The 16,796-nt window shown below is 69.4% G+C and carries 15 protein-coding genes; all 15 read right to left on the bottom strand.

The window, feature by feature from the left end; all coding sequences use genetic code 11:
• Positions 1-4: 4 nt before the first annotated feature.
• Positions 5-1,621 carry an NADH-quinone oxidoreductase subunit NuoN gene (nuoN, locus tag ACHAAC_RS11130; RefSeq protein ID WP_435716404.1) on the bottom strand — a complete coding sequence of 539 codons (1,617 nt, stop codon included), beginning with the start codon at positions 1,619-1,621 and terminating at the stop codon, positions 5-7.
• Positions 1,621-3,159, bottom strand: a complete 1,539-nt coding sequence (locus tag ACHAAC_RS11135) for an NADH-quinone oxidoreductase subunit M (RefSeq protein ID WP_435716296.1) — start codon at positions 3,157-3,159, stop codon at positions 1,621-1,623. The genes nuoN and ACHAAC_RS11135 overlap by 1 nt, the downstream gene beginning before the upstream one ends.
• Entirely contained in the window at positions 3,156-5,048 is a 1,893-nt protein-coding gene (nuoL, locus tag ACHAAC_RS11140; protein ID WP_435716297.1) for an NADH-quinone oxidoreductase subunit L, read from the bottom strand. Before nuoL ends, ACHAAC_RS11135 begins: the two co-directional genes overlap by 4 nt.
• Positions 5,049-5,058: 10 nt before the next feature.
• Positions 5,059-5,352 carry an NADH-quinone oxidoreductase subunit NuoK gene (gene nuoK, locus ACHAAC_RS11145; protein WP_435716298.1) on the bottom strand — a complete coding sequence of 98 codons (294 nt, stop codon included), beginning with the start codon at positions 5,350-5,352 and terminating at the stop codon, positions 5,059-5,061.
• On the bottom strand, positions 5,349-6,179 hold the full coding sequence (locus tag ACHAAC_RS11150) for an NADH-quinone oxidoreductase subunit J (protein ID WP_435716299.1): 831 nt from the start codon (positions 6,177-6,179) through the stop codon (positions 5,349-5,351). The genes nuoK and ACHAAC_RS11150 overlap by 4 nt, the downstream gene beginning before the upstream one ends.
• Positions 6,176-6,778 (bottom strand): NADH-quinone oxidoreductase subunit NuoI, encoded by a 603-nt coding sequence (gene nuoI, locus ACHAAC_RS11155; RefSeq protein ID WP_435716300.1) that lies wholly within the window; start codon positions 6,776-6,778, stop codon positions 6,176-6,178. Before nuoI ends, ACHAAC_RS11150 begins: the two co-directional genes overlap by 4 nt.
• Positions 6,775-8,049, bottom strand: a complete 1,275-nt coding sequence (gene nuoH, locus ACHAAC_RS11160; protein WP_435716301.1) for an NADH-quinone oxidoreductase subunit NuoH — start codon at positions 8,047-8,049, stop codon at positions 6,775-6,777. The genes nuoI and nuoH overlap by 4 nt, the downstream gene beginning before the upstream one ends.
• Positions 8,050-8,125: 76 nt before the next feature.
• Positions 8,126-10,573, bottom strand: a complete 2,448-nt coding sequence (locus ACHAAC_RS11165; RefSeq protein ID WP_435716302.1) for an NADH-quinone oxidoreductase subunit G — start codon at positions 10,571-10,573, stop codon at positions 8,126-8,128.
• 94 nt (positions 10,574-10,667) lie between these two features.
• Positions 10,668-11,993, bottom strand: coding sequence for an NADH-quinone oxidoreductase subunit NuoF (gene nuoF / locus ACHAAC_RS11170; RefSeq protein ID WP_435716303.1), 1,326 nt, complete (start codon positions 11,991-11,993; stop codon positions 10,668-10,670).
• Positions 11,986-12,894 carry an NADH-quinone oxidoreductase subunit NuoE gene (nuoE, locus tag ACHAAC_RS11175; RefSeq protein WP_435716304.1) on the bottom strand — a complete coding sequence of 303 codons (909 nt, stop codon included), beginning with the start codon at positions 12,892-12,894 and terminating at the stop codon, positions 11,986-11,988. The genes nuoF and nuoE overlap by 8 nt, the downstream gene beginning before the upstream one ends.
• Positions 12,891-14,243: an NADH-quinone oxidoreductase subunit D gene (locus ACHAAC_RS11180; RefSeq protein WP_435716305.1), complete on the bottom strand. Its 1,353-nt coding sequence runs from the start codon at positions 14,241-14,243 to the stop codon at positions 12,891-12,893. The genes nuoE and ACHAAC_RS11180 overlap by 4 nt, the downstream gene beginning before the upstream one ends.
• Positions 14,240-15,040 carry an NADH-quinone oxidoreductase subunit C gene (locus ACHAAC_RS11185; protein WP_435716306.1) on the bottom strand — a complete coding sequence of 267 codons (801 nt, stop codon included), beginning with the start codon at positions 15,038-15,040 and terminating at the stop codon, positions 14,240-14,242. Before ACHAAC_RS11185 ends, ACHAAC_RS11180 begins: the two co-directional genes overlap by 4 nt.
• Entirely contained in the window at positions 15,040-15,594 is a 555-nt protein-coding gene (locus ACHAAC_RS11190; protein ID WP_435716307.1) for a NuoB/complex I 20 kDa subunit family protein, read from the bottom strand. Before ACHAAC_RS11190 ends, ACHAAC_RS11185 begins: the two co-directional genes overlap by 1 nt.
• A complete protein-coding gene (locus ACHAAC_RS11195; RefSeq protein ID WP_435716308.1) occupies positions 15,594-15,953 on the bottom strand; it encodes an NADH-quinone oxidoreductase subunit A in 360 nt (119 codons plus the stop codon). The genes ACHAAC_RS11190 and ACHAAC_RS11195 overlap by 1 nt, the downstream gene beginning before the upstream one ends.
• Positions 15,954-16,099: 146 nt before the next feature.
• A complete protein-coding gene (locus ACHAAC_RS11200; protein ID WP_435716309.1) occupies positions 16,100-16,792 on the bottom strand; it encodes a demethylmenaquinone methyltransferase in 693 nt (230 codons plus the stop codon).
• Between the last annotated feature and the right edge of the window lie 4 nt (positions 16,793-16,796).

The following is a 16,796-nucleotide window of genomic DNA, read 5'->3' on the forward strand; positions in this document are numbered from 1 at the left end:
ACGCTCAGCGAACGAAGGTGCCCGCGTGCTGAGCCAGCTCGAGCACGGGCCCCGGAAGGATGCCCAGGACGACCGTGGCCGCAGCCGCTGCGGCGATGACCACGGTAGTCAACACGCTGGGAACCGCCACCGTCGGGCCGTCACCCACAGGCTCGGTGAAGAACATCAGGACGATGACACGAACGTAGAAGTACGCCGCGAGGGCGCTCACGAGCACGCCCGCCAGCGCGAGCGTCCAGTACCCCCCGGACCACGCCGCGCTGAAGACGCCCCACTTGCCGATGAAGCCGGCCGTGAGCGGGATGCCTGCGAACGACAGCATGAACAGCGCGAAGGAGCCTGCGAGGAACGGTGACTCCCGGCCCAAGCCCGCCCAGCGGGACAGGTGCGTGGCCTCGCCACCGGCATCGCGCACGAGCATCACGACGGCGAAGGCGCCGATGGAGGCCACGCCGTAGACCAGCAGGTAGAAGAGCATGGCCGAGACCGACGTGATCCGGCCCTCCCCGCCCACGTAGGCGCCTGCGAGCCCGACCAGCAGGAAGCCGGCGTGGGCCACGGAGGAGTAGGCCAGCATCCGCTTCACGTCCGTCTGCGAGATCGCGACGACCGAGCCGACGAACATCGTGAGCACGGCGATCACCCACACCGTGGGCCGCCAGTCCCAGGAGGCGTCGCCGAAGGCGACGAAGAACACGCGCAGGAAGGCGATGAACGCGGCAGCCTTGGTGCCGGCCGCCATGAACGCCGTGACCGGTGTGGGCGCGCCCTGGTAGACGTCGGGCGTCCAGGAGTGGAACGGGACCGCGCCGATCTTGAACAGCATGCCGACGGCGATGAGCGCGACCGCGGCCAGCAACAGGTTCTCGCTGCCCGCCCGCGCCGAGACGGCGGTGTCGATGTCTGAGAGGGCGAACCCGCCGGCGTAGCCGTAGGCGAGCGCGACGCCGTAGAGGAAGAAGACGGAGGAGAAGGCGCCGAGCAGGAAGTACTTGAGCGAGGCCTCCTGGCTCAGCAGGCGCCGGCGGCGCGAGAGCCCGCACAGGATGTACAACGGCAGGCTCATGACCTCCAACGCCACGAACATCGTCAGCAGGTCGTTCGACGTCGCGAAGAGCAGCATGCCGCCCAGGGCGAACATCGCCAGCGGGAAGACCTCGGAGTGCTCGAGCTTGACCGCCACGGCCTGCGTCTCGTCGGAGGAGCCCGGCGCATCGGCAGCGCGACCGGTGAAGGCGCTGAGACCACCCTCGAGCCGACGCTCGGCGAACAGGCCGATGCTCAGCAGGCCGAAGACGCACAGCATCCCCCACGTGAGGACGGCAGGTCCGTCGACGGCGAGCGACCCCTCCACGGCTGCCTGGCCGCGCCCGATGACCGAGCCCTCGACCCGGTCGAGCGAGAGGTAGACGCGCACCGTCTCGGCCAGGGCGGCCACGATGCCTGCCGCGGCCAGGACCGCCTGCACGGTGAAGCGTCCGCGGCGGGGAGCGAAGGCCTCCACCAGGACGCCGAGCACGGCGACGCCACCCAGGATGAGCAACGGGGTCACCATCGACCACTCGACGGTGGGCGCCGGGATCTGCGCCGCCTCGACGGCGGCCAGGGTCGTGGACGACATCATCGGTCTCCCTCCTGGCTGCCTTCGAGGTCTGCCGGGGTGCGTGGCGGCGGGTCACCGACGCCGACCGTGGCGACCACCTCGTCGACCGCGGGGTTGATCACGTTCAGCAGCGGCTGCGGGTAGAAGCCGAGTGCCACGATGAGCACGATGGCCGGGGTGAGCGCCCCCACCTCACGCGGCGTGAGGTCCGTGACTCCCTCGGCACCCGGCGCGAGCGGACCCGTCATCGTGCGCTGGTACATGATCAGGATGTACAGCGCCGCGAGCACGATGCCGAGCGTCGCGAGGACCGCCGCAGGGACGGACCGCGTGAAGGTGCCCGCGAGCACGAGGAACTCGCTGATGAACGGGGCCAGCCCGGGCAGCGACAGGCTCGAGAGACCGGCGATCAGCAGGATCCCGGCCATCACGGGGGCGATCTTCTGCACTCCACCGAAGTCCCTGATGCTGGCCGACCCGCGCCGGGCGATCATCATTCCCGTCACCAGGAACAGCGCCGCCGTCGACAACCCGTGGTTGAACATGTAGAGCGTCGCACCGGCCGTCGAGGTGTGGGTGAACACGAAGATGCCCAGGATGATGAAGCCGAAGTGGGACACCGACGTGTACGCGATCAGGCGGCGGATGTCGTCCTGGCCGATCGCGAGCAGCGCGCCGTAGAGGATGCTGATGACCGCGAGCGTGATCACGACGGGGCTGGCCCACTCCGAGGCGTTCGGGAAGATCTCCAGGCACCAGCGCAGCATGCCGAAGGTGCCGACCTTGTCGATGACGCTGACCATGAGCACCGAGGTCGCCGGCGTCGCGGTGCCGGCGGCGTCGGGCAGCCAGGTGTGCAGCGGCCACAGCGGCGCCTTGATGGCGAAGGCCGCCATGAATCCGAGGAAGAGCAGGCGCTCGGTGGTCTGACCCATCTCCAGGCCGGACAGGTCGCTCAGCAGGTAGCTGGGCTCCCCGGCGCCGGCGGAGACGACGTACAGGCCGACGACCGCAGCCAGCATCAGCAGGCCGCCGACGAGGTTGTAGATGAGGAACTTCACCGCGGCGTACGAGCGGGACTCCCCGCCGTAGGAGCCGATGAGGAAGTAGATCGGGATGAGCGTCGCCTCGAACAGGACGTAGAACAAGAAGACGTCCGTGGCGGCGAAGACGCCGATGGCCAGGCCCTGCAGAGCCAGCATCCACGCGAGGTAGGAGTTGACGCTGCGCGAGGTGGGGATGCGATCGCCCCACGCCGAGAGCAGCACGATGGGCACCAGCACCGTCGTCAGCAGGATCAGCGTCAGGCCGATGCCGTTGACGCCCAGCGCGTAGTGCGCCCCGAGCGGGCCGATCCAGTCGTGCTGCTCGACGTACTGGTAGCCACCGGCGGCGACGTCGTAGCCCGACATCATCACCAACGACAGCGCCAGGGTGACCAGGCTGAACGCCACGGCGACGGACTTCACCATCGTCGCGCTCTGGGCGGTCCTCGGCAGCACCGTCAGGACGAGCGCGCCCACCAGAGGGGTCGCGGCCAGGATCGTGAGCATCATGCGAGCGTCACCGCCAGGAGTGCGAGCACCACGACGGCGGCGCCGGCGAAGATGCTGAGGGCGTAGCTGCGCACGTAGCCGGTCTGTGGCTTGCGCAGGAACTGGGACGTGTCACCGAGCCGCTCGGCGATCCCGGTGACGAGACCGTCGACGCCCTTGGCGTCGAACCACACCAGGAACCGGGTGAGGTGACGCGTCGGCCGGACGGCGACGGCGTCGTTGATCTGGTTGCCGTACAGCTCGTGCCGTCCGGCGCGGGTGAGGACCGAGACCGAGCTGTCGCCCGGGGTCTCGCCCGCGATCGGTCGCCGACCGTAGGTGAGGTAGGCGAGAGCGACGCCGGCGGCCACGACGAGCGTGATGATCGTCGTCATCACCCAGACCGGCATCTCCACCGGACCCATCTGCGCCCCGTGGTGCTCGGTGGCGCCGATGGCCGGCTCGAGCCAGTGCTCGATCCAGGTGCCGAGGATGAGCACCCCGCCGAGAACCGACGCGGCGGCCAGCACGATCAGCGGCACGGTCATCACCTTGGGCGACTCGTGCGGCTCGACGTCATCGAGCCAGCGCTTCTCGCCGAAGAACGTCATCATCATCAGGCGCGTCATGTAGAACGCCGTCACCCCGGCGCCGAGCAGCGTGCCCATGCCCACCCAGAAGGAGTGCGCGAAGGCAGCCTCGATGATCTTGTCCTTGCTCCAGAACCCGGAGAAGCCCGGGAAGCCGATGATGGCCAGGTAGCCCATCGCGAACGTCAGGAACGTGACGGGCATGGCCTTGCGCAGGGCGCCGTAGTGCCGCATGTCGACGTCGTCGTCCATCCCGTGCATCACCGAGCCGGCACCGAGGAACATGTTGGCCTTGAAGAAGCCGTGGGTGATGAGGTGGAAGATGGCGAACGCGTAGCCCGCGGGGCCGAGCCCGGCGGCCAGCATCATGTAGCCGATCTGGCTCATCGTGGAGCCGGCCAGCGCCTTCTTGATGTCGTCCTTGGCGCAGCCGATCCAGGCACCGACGAGCAGGGTCACCAGGCCCACGATGATGACGGCCGTCTGAGCCGTCTCGGAGGCGTTGAAGACACCGTTGCTGCGGACCACGAGGTAGACGCCGGCCGTGACCATCGTCGCGGCGTGGATCAGCGCGGAGACCGGCGTGGGGCCCTCCATGGCGTCGAGCAGCCAGCTCTGCAGCGGCACCTGGGCGGACTTGCCGCATGCACCGAGCAGGAGCAGAAGCCCCATGGCCGTGGCGACCGACGTCGTGACCGACCCCATGGACCCGTTGACCGCGCCGATGGACGTCGTGCCGAGCTGGGCGAACATCAGCATGATCGCCAGCGCCATCCCGACGTCACCCACACGGTTGACGACGAAGGCCTTCTTGGCCGCGGCAGCCGCGGACGGCTTGTGCTGCCAGAACCCGATCAGCAGGTAGGACGCGAGACCGACGCCCTCCCAGCCCAGGAAGAGCACCAGGTAGTCCTCGGCGAGCACGAGCGTGAGCATCGCCGCGATGAAGATGTTGAGGTAGGCGAAGAACCGACGACGGCGCGGGTCGTGCTCCATGTAGCCGATGGAGTAGACGTGGATGAGCGTGCCGACGCCCGTGATGAGCAGCACGAACAAGGCCGACAGCGGATCGAAGCGGTAGGCCATCTCCACCTCGAACGGCCCGGCGGAGATCCAGGTGAACAGCGAGCGGACGAACGAGCGGTCGTCCTCGGGCCGGCCGAGCAGCTCCAGGAAGGCGAGCAGGCCGAGCACGAACGCGAACGTCGATGCCGCGGTGCCGACGAGGTGACCGAAGCGGTCCCCCTCCTTGCCCCACACGAGCAGGCCGAGGCCACTGACCAGTGGCACGATGACGAGGAGCCAGACGAGATCGAGCACGACTCCCCCTTCAGAGCTTCAACAGGCTCGCCTCGTCGACCGAGGCCGAGCGACGCGTGCGATAGATGGACACGATGATGGCCAGGCCGATGACGACCTCGGCCGCCGCGACGACCATGACGAAGAACGCCGCGATCTGACCGTCGAGGTTGCCGTGCTGACGAGCGAACGTCACCAGGGCCAGGTTGGTGGCGTTGAGCATGAGCTCGATGCACATGAAGACGATGATCGCGTTGCGGCGCACGAGGACGCCGGTGGCGCCGATCGTGAACAGGATGAGCGACAGGGTCAGGTACTCGGTCACTTCCGGGTCCCCCCGTCCGCTCCCGGCCCATCGACGTCGTCGGAGCGCTGGACCTGGCCGCGGCGGGGCCAGGGCGTCGTCGCCTCGCCCTCGAGCTGGTCGGAGTAGTCGTCGACGTCGTCCTCGAACCCGTCGCGCAGCTGGCCGCGCGCCACGATGCTCGGGGAGACCGAGTCCTCGACGGGAGTGCCGTCGGGCAGCAGCGCCGGGGTGTCGACGGCGTTGTGCCGGGCGAAGACCCCCGGTGTCGGCGGGTTGCCCGGGTGACGGCCGGACTCGGCGAACTCGCGCATCCGGTCCTTGGCGATCTCGCCCTGGCTCCGGCGGATGCCCAGCTCCTCGCGGTGCGCCAGCACCATGGCGCCGAGCACGGCCGTGATGAGCAGGGCGGCGGTGAACTGGAAGCCGACCACGTAGTCGCCGAACATCAGCGCGGCGAGGCCCTCGACGTTGCCGCCGGCGTTGGCGTCGTCGAGGCCGGCGATGCTGCCCGTGACGGTCTGGCCGATCGCCAGGACGGCAGTGATGCCGAACAGCAGACCCACGACCGTGGCGGCGATCCGCTGGCCCTTGATCGTCTCGCTCAGCGACTCCTCCGTGGACGTGCCGACGAGCATCAGGACGAACAGGAACAGCATCATGATGGCGCCGGTGTAGACGATGATCTGCACCGCGAACAGGAACGGGGCGTCCTGTGCCGCGTAGAGCACCGCGAGGCTGATCATCACCACGGCCAGGCACAGCGCACCGTGCACGGCCCTGCGCGCGAGCAGCAGGCCGAGCGCCGAGAGCACCATGATGGGCGCCAGGGTCCAGAACACGGTCATGCTGGGGTTCCCGGCTCGCCGCTGGAGGACGGGTTCACGTCGGCCTTCTCGGCCGGGTCGACGGGGAACAGCGGCAGCGTCTTGCCCTTGTAGTAGTCGTGATGGTCCGGGCTGATCATCTGCTCGTGCGGCGGCTGGACCATGCCCTCCAGCAGCGGGGCGAGCAGGTCGGTCTTCTCATAGATGAGGTCGGCCCGGTTGTCGTCGGCCAGCTCGTACTCGTTGGTCATGGTCAACGCGCGGGTGGGGCACGCCTCGATGCACAGGCCGCACAGGATGCAGCGCAGGTAGTTGATCTGGTAGACGCGGCCGTAGCGCTCGCCGGGGCTGTAGCGCCCGTCCCCGTCCGGTGAGTCGTCGTTGGACGCACCCTCGACGTAGATGGCGTCGGCCGGGCAGGCCCACGCGCACAGCTCGCAGCCGATGCACTTCTCCAGCCCGTCGGGCCAGCGGTTGAGCTGGTGGCGGCCGTGGAAGCGCGGAGCAGTCGGCAACTTCACGAACGGGTACTGCTCCGTGACGGTCTTGCGGAACATCGTCCGGAAGGTCACGCCGAACCCGGCGATGGGGTCCCACAGGGTCTCGCGAGCGGAGCTCATCGTGATCCACCCTCCTTCTGGTTCCAGGTCTTCTCGGGCATGGGCGGGACGGGATAGCCACCGACGAACGTGCCGTCCCCGTCCTCGGTCGTCGAACCACCTGAGTCGGGGCCGGCCAGGTGCGCCGGCTCCGGCTCTGTGCTCTTGCGCTCCGGGATGAACAGGCTCAGCAGCAGCACGGCCGCCGCCACTCCGGCGGCGACGAACAACGCCCGCTGGTCGAGCATGTCCTCGTTGCGGAGCTTGCGGATGAAGGCGACCGCCACGATCCAGACCAGCGAGATCGGGATGAGCACCTTCCACCCGAAGGCCATGAACTGGTCGTAGCGCATCCGGGGCAGCGTGCCGCGCAGCCAGATGAACAGGAAGATGAAGGCCAGCGTCTTCCCGAGGAACCACAGCACCGGCCAGTAACCCTCGTTGAAGCCCTCCCACAGGGTGCCGAGCCCGAACGGGGCGCGCCAGCCACCCAGGAACAGCGTCGTGGCCAGGGCCGAGACGGTGACCATGTTGATGTATTCGGCGAGGAAGAACAGCGCGAACTTCAGCGAGCTGTACTCGGTGTGGAAGCCGCCCACCAGCTCGCCCTCGGCCTCGGGCAGGTCGAACGGCGCGCGGTTGGTCTCGCCCACCATCGCGATGACGTAGATGATGAACGACGGCAGCAGCGGCAGGAAGAACCACAGGTCCTCCTGCGCCGCCACGATCTCGCTGGTGGACATCGATCCGGCGTAGATGAAGACGGTCACGAACGACAGGCCCATCGCCACCTCGTAGGAGATGACCTGGGCGCTGGAGCGCAGGCTGCCCAGCAGGGAGTACGTCGAGCCGGAGGCCCAGCCGGCCAGCACGATGCCGTACACGCCGATGGATGTGACGGCCAGGATGTACAGGACGGCGACCGGCAGGTCGGTCAGCTGCAGCACCGTCTGCGTGTCGGTGAACGGGATGGTGACTTCCGGCCCGAACGGGATCACCGCCCAGGCGAGGAACGCCGGGATGGTGGCCAGGATCGGGGCGAGGACGTAGACGACCCGGTCGGCCGCCTTGACGACGATGTCCTCCTTGAGGGCCAGCTTCACGCCGTCGGCGAGGCTCTGCAGCAGGCCGAACGGGCCGTGCACGTTGGGGCCGACACGGTGCTGCATCTTGGCGACGACCTTGCGCTCGAACCAGATGTTGAACAGCGTGAAGACGACCAGGATCACGAAGATGAGGAGGGACTTGAGGGCCACCACCCAGAACGGCTCGTTGCCGAAGAGCTCACTCATGCGATCACGCCCTCAGAAGAACCACCGTAGGAACGTGCTCGCATGAGGGGTCCCTCGTTCCCTCGCTGGCGCTCACTCATGAGGTCTCCCCCGGCGTCAGGGTGACGGTGTCGCCGTGGCCCGCGCGCAGCGCGGCCCGCAGGTTGACGCCGTTGTTGGACGGCGCCCACACGACCCCGTCCGGCAGGTCCGCGACCTCGGCGGAGAACGTCGCCGAGCCGACCTTGGTGGCGATGGTGGCCGGTTGCCCGGGCGCGACGCCCGCAGCAGCGAGCGTGGCGGCCGAGGCCCGCAGGACGGGACGGCGCGCCGTGGCCCGGTACTTGGCCTGGCCGTCCTGGCCGCGGGCGTCGTCGATCAGCTGTCGCCACGTGGCCAGCACGGTCTTGCGAGGTGCTCCCGACGGCGCGGTGAGATCCGGCGCGGTGACATCAGGGGCTGGCAGCCGCTCGCCGTCCCATGCACCGACCTCCACGAAGCGCTCCCGGGCGCCCGAGACGGTGCGGAAGCCGAGGTCGACACCCATCTCCTCGGCGATCCCCGCGAGGACCCGGATGTCGGTGAGGGAGCCGGGCTCGTGCAGCACTGCCTCGAAGGGCCGGTACCGGCCCTCCCACGTCAGGAACGTGCCGGGCTTCTCCACCGCGGGGGCGACGGGCAGCACGACGTCGGCCGCGCGGGTGACGTCGCTCTCGCGCACCTCCAGGCTCACGACGAAGTCGGCAGCGTCTAGGGCCTCGCGGGCGGCGGTCGGGTCGGGCAGGTCGTCGACCTCGACGCCCCCGACCACGAGGGCGCGCAGCTTGTGGTCCACGGCGGCACCGATGATGCCCGCGGTGTCGCGGCCCACCCGGCCGGGCACCGAGCGCACGCCCCACACCGCGGCGAGGTCGGCGCGTGCCTCGGCGTCGTTGACCGGGCGACCACCGGGCAGCAGGTTCGGCAGGCAGCCGGCCTCCACCGCACCACGGTCGCCGGCACGCCGGGGGACCCAGGCGAGCGGGGCGCCGAGAGCGGTGCTCGTACGCAGGGCAGCACTGAACCCACCGGGGACGGTGGCCAGGCGCTCACCGACGAGCAGGACCACCGGTCCGGCATCATCGCCCAGCCCTGCGGCCCAGGTCTCCAGCGCGGCGGCCTCCTGGCCGGGCACGGCGGAGACCAGCTGCCCTCCGAGCTTCTGCAGCCCGCGCGAGGTGTGGGAGCCGACCGAGATGACACGGGTGCGGCCGGCGAGCATGCCCTTGCGCAGGCGCAGGAAGATGGCCCCGGCCTCGTCCTCCGGCTCCAGCCCCACGAGCACGACGGTGCCCGCGCGCTCGAGGTCGGCGTAGGTGACCTGCATGGGTCCGGCGGCGACGCTCGAGGCGAGGAACGCCGCCTCCTCCTTGGAGTGCGCGCGAGCCCGGAAGTCGACGTCGTTGGTGCGCAGGGCGATGCGGGCGAACGTGCTGTAGGCGAAGGCGTCCTCGACGGTCAGGCGACCCCCGGGCAGCACCCCGACCTTGCCCTCGGCCGCCTGGAGCCCTCGGGCGGCGGCGGCGAGCGCAGCTGGCCACGAGGCGGGCTCCAGCTCTCCGCCGTCCCCTCGCACGAGCGGGGTCCGGATCCGGTCGCCGACGGTGGGCCAGGTGAAGCAGAAGCGGTCCTTGTCGGTGATCCACTCCTCGTTGACCTCCGGGTCGTCACCGGCGAGCCGGCGCATGACCTTGCCGCGACGGTGGTCGACACGGATGGCCGAGCCGCACGCGTCGTGCTCGGCGACGCTCGGCGTGGAGACGAGGTCGAAGGGCCGCGCCCGGAACCGGTAGTCCGCGCTCGTCAGGGCACCGACCGGGCAGATCTGGATCGTGTTGCCGGAGAAGTAGGAGTGGAAGGGCTGCGTGCCGGCGTCCTCGGTGGAGGAGGCGCCGATGCCCACCTGCTGGTGCGCACCGCGCTCGACGAGGGCGATGAACGGGTCGCCGGCGATCTGTTCGGAGAAGCGTGTACAGCGTGCGCACAGGACGCAGCGCTCACGGTCGAGCAGGACCTGCTCGGAGACCTCGTAGGGCTTGGGGAAGGTGCGCTTCGTCTCCACGAAGCGCGACTCGCCCCGACCGTGGCTCATGGCCTGGTTCTGCAGCGGGCACTCACCGCCCTTGTCGCACACGGGGCAGTCCAGGGGGTGGTTGACCAGCAGGAACTCCATCGTCCCGTGCTGCGCCTTCTCCGCCACGGGCGAGGTGACCTGGGTCTTGACGACCATGTCGGCCGCGACCTCCAGCGTGCACGAGGCCTGCGGCTTGGGCATGCCCCGGCCGTTGCCGGCGTCGGTGACCTCCACGAGGCACTGCCGGCACGCGCCGACCGGCTCCAGCAGTGGATGGTCGCAGAACCGCGGGATGTCGACGCCCATGAGCTCGGCGGCGCGGATGACGAGCGTGCCCTTGGGGACGCTCACCTCGACGTCGTCGATCGTCAGGGTGACGAGCTCCACCGGGGTGCCCCCCTGGCCGGTGCGGCCGGGCTGCGTGACGGTCATCGGGCGGCCTCCCCGGCTCGCTGAGTGTGACGCTTCTGCCCCAGAATCACCGTCAGGAGGGTTGAAACGTCACACTCACGGATCACGGTGCCGGTCATGCGGTGACCTCCTGACCGAAGAGCATCGACGCCGCGGGCGGGAAGAGCTCGCCGGACGGCGTGTGCATGCCGGCCTCGAACTCCTCGCGGAAGTACTCGATGGCCGAGGTGATGGGGCTGGTCGCACCGTCGCCCAGGGCGCAGAAGGACCGGCCGAGGATGTTGTCGCACAGGTCGAGCAGCAGCTCGATGTCGCCCTCGTGACCCTGTCCGGAGTCGAGCCGCTGCAGCGTCTGCACCAGCCACCACGTGCCCTCGCGGCACGGCGTGCACTTGCCGCACGACTCGTGCTTGTAGAACTCCGTCCACCGCAGGACGCAGCGCACGACCGACGTCGTCTGGTCGAAGACCTGCAGGGCCTTGGTGCCGAGCATGGAGCCGGCGCCACCGACGCCCTCGTAGTCCAGCGGCACGTCCAGGTGCTCGTCGGTGAGGATCGGGGTCGACGAGCCACCCGGCGTCCAGAACTTCAGCTCCGAGCCCTCGCGCATCCCACCCCCCAGGTCCAGCAGCTCACGCAGCGTGATGCCCAGCGGCGCCTCGTACTGCCCGGGTCGCTTGACGTGGCCCGAGAGCGAGTAGAGCGTGAAGCCCTTGGACTTCTCGGTGCCCATCGAACCGAACCAGTCGATGCCGCCGCGCACGATCGGCGGGACGGAGGCGATGGACTCGACGTTGTTGATCACCGTCGGGCAGGCGTACAGGCCCTCGACCGCGGGGAACGGCGGGCGGAGCCTCGGTTGGCCGCGACGTCCCTCCAGGGAGTCCAGCAGCGCCGTCTCCTCGCCGCAGATGTAGGCGCCGGCGCCGGCATGGATGACGAGGTCGACGCGCTTGCCGCTGCCGAGGACGTCATCACCGAGCAGACCGGCCTCGTAGGCCTCGCGGCAGGCCGCGCGCAGGCGACGGATGACGTGCAGCACCTCGCCGCGGACGTAGATGAAGGCCTGCTCGGCGCGGATCGCCAGGCAGGAGATGATGACGCCCTCGATCAGGCTGTGCGGGTTCGCCATCATCAGCGGGATGTCCTTGCAGGTGCCCGGCTCGGACTCATCGGCGTTGACCACGAGGTACTTGGGCTTGCGGCCCGCCTCCGTCTCGGGGTCCTGGGGGATGAAGCTCCACTTCATGCCGGTCGGGAAGCCCGCGCCACCACGACCGCGCAGGCCGGAGTCCTTGACGAGGGTCACGATCTCCTCGGGAGCCATGGCGACCGCGGTGTCCAGCGCCTCGTACCCTCCAGCGCGCCGGTAGGCGGACAGCTTCCAGGCGTTCTCGTCGCCCCACGTGCTGCTCAGGACCGGCGTCAGCGTGTCAGTCATCGCTGGCACTCCCTTCCTCGACCGTCTCCCCGGAGTCGGTGGAACCTTCCTTCGAGCCCCCGCCGACGGTCTCGGCCGGGGACTGTGCCGCGGCCGTCTCTGCCTCGGCGCGTCCGGTGTCGGCCTGCGCCGCGGCCTGCTGCGGGCTCTCGTCCGCGACCTCCTCGGCCTCGGCAGCGCCCTGGGACGTCCCCTCGTCGAACGCCGGCGCGGCCCAGCCCCGCTCGGCGGCGATCTCCAGACCCGCGAGGGACGCCCCGGCAGCGGCCGGGCCCTCGTCGACGCGACCGTCCTCGTAGCCGGCGATCACGCGCTCGGCCTCGCGCCAGCTGGTGATGGTGGCGCCCCGCGTGGAGGTCACGCGCTCCCCCGCCCGCAACGCGTCGACGAGCGCGACGGCCGACTCGGGCGTCTGGTTGTCCATGAACTCCCAGTTCACCGTGAGGACAGGGGCGAAGTCGCACGCTGCGTTGCACTCGATGTGCTCGAGCGTGACCGTGCCGTCCTCGGTGGTCTCGTCGTTGCCGATCTCGAGGTGGTCCTTGAGCCGCTCGAGGATGGCATCGCCACCCATGACGGCACACAGGGTGTTGGTGCAGACGCCGACGTGGTGCTCGCCCATCCGGCGGCGCTTGTACATCGTGTAGAACGTCGCGACACCGGAGACCTCGGCCGCGCTCAGGCCCAGCAGCTCGGCGCAGGTCTCGATGCCCTCGGCGGTGACACTGCCCTGCTCGGCCTGGGCGAGGTGCAGCATCGGCAGCAGGGCCGACCGCGCCTGGGGGTAGCGCCCCATCAGCTCGCGCATCTCGGCGATGGTCGTCTCGGAGATTCCACCCTCGCCGCCGGCCGCCGGGATCGGCAGTGCGGCCTGCGACGTCGTCGGGTCCTGAGTTGTCATCGGTCCACACCGCCCATGACGGGGTCGATGCTCGCGATGGCGACGATGACGTCGGAGATCATCCCGCCCTCGCTCATGATCGACGTGCCCTGCAGGTTGACGAAGCTGGGGTCACGGAAGTGGGCACGGAACGGCCGCGTGCCCCCGTCGGAGACCACGTGGCACCCGATCTCGCCGCGCGGCGCCTCGATCGCGACGTAGGCCTGACCGGGCGGCACCCGGAAGCCCTCGGTGACCACCTTGAAGTGGTGGATGAGGGCCTCCATCGACTCGCCCATGATCTTCTTGATGTGCGCCGCGGAGTTGCCCTGCCCGTCCGAGCCGACGCTCAGCTGCGCGGGCCAGGCGATCTTGGGGTCGTCGACCATGACCGGTCCCGGCGACCCCTGGGCGAGCCGCTCCACGGCCTGCTCCACGATCCGCAGCGACTCCCACATCTCCTGCTGGCGTACGCGGAAGCGTCCGTAGGAGTCGGGCTGGTCCCACGTGACGACGTCGAAGTCGTAGGTGTCGTAGCCCCAGTACGGCTGCTTGCGGCGCAGGTCCCAGTCGTAGCCGGTCGCGCGCAGTGCCGGGCCGGTGATGCCGAGGGCGAGGCAGCCCGCCAGGTCGAGCTCGCCGACGCCATCGAGGCGACCGCGGAAGATCGGGTTGGCGTTGCACAGCGCCGCGTACTCCGGCAGGCGCTTCTTGAGCAGGCTGACCGTGGAGCGGATCTTCTCCAGCGTGCCGTCGGCGAGGTCCTGCGCGACACCACCGGGACGGAAGTACGCGTGGTTCATCCGCAGGCCGGTGATCATCTCGAAGAGGTCGAGGATGAGCTCACGGTCGCGGAACCCGCAGGTCATGACGGTGAGTGCACCGAGCTCCATGCCACCGGTGGCGATCGCGATGAGGTGGGAGCTGATCCGGTTGAGCTCCAGCAGCAGGACGCGGATGACCTCGGCGCGCTCGGGGATGTCGTCCTCGATGCCAAGCAGCCGCTCGATGCCGGCGACGTAGGCGGCCTCGTTGCTGAAGGGGGCGACGTAGTCCATCCGGGTGCAGAAGGTGACGCCCTGCGTCCAGGTGCGGAACTCCATGTTCTTCTCGATGCCCGTGTGCAGGTAGCCGATCCCGGCACGGGCGTCCTTGACCGTCTCGCCGTCGATCTCCAGCACGAGGCGCAGGACACCGTGGGTGGACGGGTGCTGGGGACCCATGTTCACCACGATGCGGTCGCCGTCGATGCTCGAGGGATCGATCGTGTCCCAGTCCTGCCCGGTGACCGTGTAGACCGGCCCGGCCGTGGTCTCGCTCGTGCCGGCGTAGGCGTCGTGCGTGCTGCCGGTCGCCTTGGTGCCGCTCACGAGTAGCTCCTGCGCTGGTCGGGGGCCGGGATCGTCCCGCCCTTGTACTCCACGGGGATGCCGCCCAGTGGATAGTCCTTGCGCTGGGGGTGCCCCTGCCAGTCATCCGGCATCAGGATGCGGGTCAGGGCCGGGTGGCCGTCGAACTCGACGCCGAACATGTCCCACGTCTCGCGCTCGTGCCAGTCAGCGGTCGGGTAGACGGACACGACGCTGGGCACGTGGGGGTCCGCGTCGGGCGCGGTGACCTCGAGCCGGATGCGACGGTTGTGGGTCATCGAGAGCAGGTGGTACGCGACGTGGAGCTCGCGGCCGGTCTCCTGCGGGAAGTGCACGCCGCTGACCGACGAGCAGTGCTCGAAGCGCAGTGCGGGGTCGTTGCGCAGGTGGGTGACGGCGGCCAGCAGGTGCTCGCGCCGGATGAAGAAGGTGATCTCTCCGCGGTCGACGACGGTGTGCTCGATCGCTTCCGCGACGCCGTCGTCCAGGCCGCGGTGGACGTCGTCGAACCAGCCGCCGAAGGGGGGCTGCGAGGCGCCGGGCATGACGACCGGGCGCTCCAGGCCGCCGTAGCCGCTGGTGTCACCGCTGCCGCGGACGCCGAACATGCCCTCGCGGACGTCGACCACGGGCAGCTCGGCACCGGGCGCCCACGGCTCGGGTCCCACCGGCGCGTCGGCGTGGGCCAGGGCGTCACGCGTCTCGTGCGAGGCGTCCTGGGTGTCGGTGTGCTCGTCGACCGTCTCGGCGTCGGAGGGGACCGGAGGATCGTTCTGCGTGTCGTCGTCGGACGCCATCAGCGCATCAGGCCCTTCATGCCGGAGGTCGGCGGGGCCACCAGGGCCGCCGCCTCGCGCTCGGCGATCTGCTCCTCGCGGTGCGCGCCGAGCTTGCCGTGCTGGATCTGGTCGTGCAGCTTGAGGATGGCGTCGATGAGCATCTCCGGCCGAGGCGGGCAGCCGGGCAGGTACATGTCGACGGGCACCACGTGGTCGACACCCTGCACGATCGCGTAGTTGTTGAACATGCCGCCGGAGCTGGCGCACACGCCCATCGCGAGGACGTACTTGGGGGCGGCCATCTGGTCGTAGATCTGCCGCAGGACGGGCGCCATCTTGTTGCTCACGCGGCCGGCGACGATCATCAGGTCGGCCTGGCGCGGGCTGGGGCGGAAGACCTCCATGCCGAAGCGCGAGGAGTCATAGCGCGGAGCGCCGAAGGTCATCATCTCGATGGCGCAGCAGGCCAGACCGAACGTGGCGGGCCAGAACGACGCCTTGCGCATGTAGCCGGCGAGGCCCTCGACCGTCGAGAGCAGGACGCCACTGGGGAGCTTCTCCTCAAGGCCCATCAGGTCCACTCCATTCCGCCGCGCCGCCACTCATAGGCGTACGCGACCGTGATGTTGACGAGGAAGAGCATCACAGCGAAGACCGCGAACCACGTGAGCTCGTCGAAGGCGACGGCGAACGGGTAGAGGAAGACGATCTCGATGTCGAAGATGATGAACATCATCGCGGTGAAGAAGTACTTGATGCTCACCTTGCCGCCGCCGTCGGGCACGGGGCTGGGCTCGATCCCCGACTCGTAGCGGTCCAGCTTGGCCCGGTTGTAACGCTTGGGGCCGGTGAACGGTGCGATCGCGATGCTGAAGATGGCGAAGCCGGCCGCAAGGGACCCGAGCACCAGGATGGGCGTGTAGGCCTCCATGGGCACCTCCCGACTGAGACCGAGCTGACCGTGATCGTGACCTTGTGAATGACTTCACAACGTGATCGCGCTCTCACTCTACGCCCGGCGGGATCCACCCGTAACTAAGGTCACACTAACCCCGTTCGGCACTCCGCGGTGGGGCCTCAGGGCTTGCGGGAGTGGTGCAGGGCGACGATGCCCGCGGACAGGTTGTGCCACTCCACCCGCCCCCAGCCGGCCTCGACCATGCGCAGCGCCAGGCCCTTCTGGTCCGGCCAGGCCCGGATGGACTCCGCGAGGTAGACGTAGGACTCCGGGTTGGACGAGACGCGTCGCGCGATGCTCGGCAGCGCCCGCATGAGGTAGTTGGAGTAGATCGACTCGAACGGCGCCCACGTCGGCCGGCTGAACTCGCAGACGACGATCCGACCCCCCGGCTTGGTGACACGCAGCAGCTCCCGCAGGCCCTGCACGGGGTCGTGGATGTTGCGCAGTCCGAAGGAGATCGTGACAGCGTCGAAGACGTCGTCGGCGAAGGGCAGCCCCATGCCGTCCCCGGCGACGAAGGGCAGGTCGGGGTACTGCTCGCGACCCACCCGCAGCATACCCAGCGAGAAGTCGCTGGGCACGACCGTGGCGCCGGCGTCGGCGAACGGCTTGCTCGACGTCCCGGTGCCTGCGGCGAGGTCGAGGATGAGCTCACCGGGCTGCGGTGCGACGAGGTCGACGACCCGGCTGCGCCAACGGCGGTCCTGGCCGACGGAGAGGACGTCGTTGGTGAGGTCGTAGCGTCGGGCGACGGTGTCGAACATCCGCGCGACGTCGCGTGGCTCCTTGTCCAGACCGGCTCGGCTCACGCGG

The organism is Aeromicrobium sp. CF4.19 (genome assembly GCF_051262555.1).
Classification (GTDB): domain Bacteria; phylum Actinomycetota; class Actinomycetes; order Propionibacteriales; family Nocardioidaceae; genus Aeromicrobium.

Excerpts from the sequence above, each read along its gene's own strand:
- ACHAAC_RS11185 (WP_435716306.1), bottom strand. The coding sequence starts at position 15,040 with ATGGCGTCCGACGACGACACGCAGAACGATCCTCCGGTCCCCTCCGAC.
- nuoN (WP_435716404.1), bottom strand. The coding sequence starts at position 1,621 with ATGTCGTCCACGACCCTGGCCGCCGTCGAGGCGGCGCAGATCCCGGCG.
- ACHAAC_RS11150 (WP_435716299.1), bottom strand. The coding sequence starts at position 6,179 with ATGACCGTGTTCTGGACCCTGGCGCCCATCATGGTGCTCTCGGCGCTC.
- ACHAAC_RS11195 (WP_435716308.1), bottom strand. The coding sequence starts at position 15,953 with ATGGAGGCCTACACGCCCATCCTGGTGCTCGGGTCCCTTGCGGCCGGC.
- nuoH (WP_435716301.1), bottom strand. The coding sequence starts at position 8,049 with ATGAGTGAGCTCTTCGGCAACGAGCCGTTCTGGGTGGTGGCCCTCAAG.
- nuoI (WP_435716300.1), bottom strand. The coding sequence starts at position 6,778 with ATGAGCTCCGCTCGCGAGACCCTGTGGGACCCCATCGCCGGGTTCGGC.
- ACHAAC_RS11165 (WP_435716302.1), bottom strand. The coding sequence starts at position 10,573 with ATGACCGTCACGCAGCCCGGCCGCACCGGCCAGGGGGGCACCCCGGTG.
- nuoE (WP_435716304.1), bottom strand. The coding sequence starts at position 12,894 with ATGACAACTCAGGACCCGACGACGTCGCAGGCCGCACTGCCGATCCCG.
- ACHAAC_RS11135 (WP_435716296.1), bottom strand. The coding sequence starts at position 3,159 with ATGATGCTCACGATCCTGGCCGCGACCCCTCTGGTGGGCGCGCTCGTC.
- ACHAAC_RS11190 (WP_435716307.1), bottom strand. The coding sequence starts at position 15,594 with ATGGGCCTTGAGGAGAAGCTCCCCAGTGGCGTCCTGCTCTCGACGGTC.
- nuoF (WP_435716303.1), bottom strand. The coding sequence starts at position 11,993 with ATGACTGACACGCTGACGCCGGTCCTGAGCAGCACGTGGGGCGACGAG.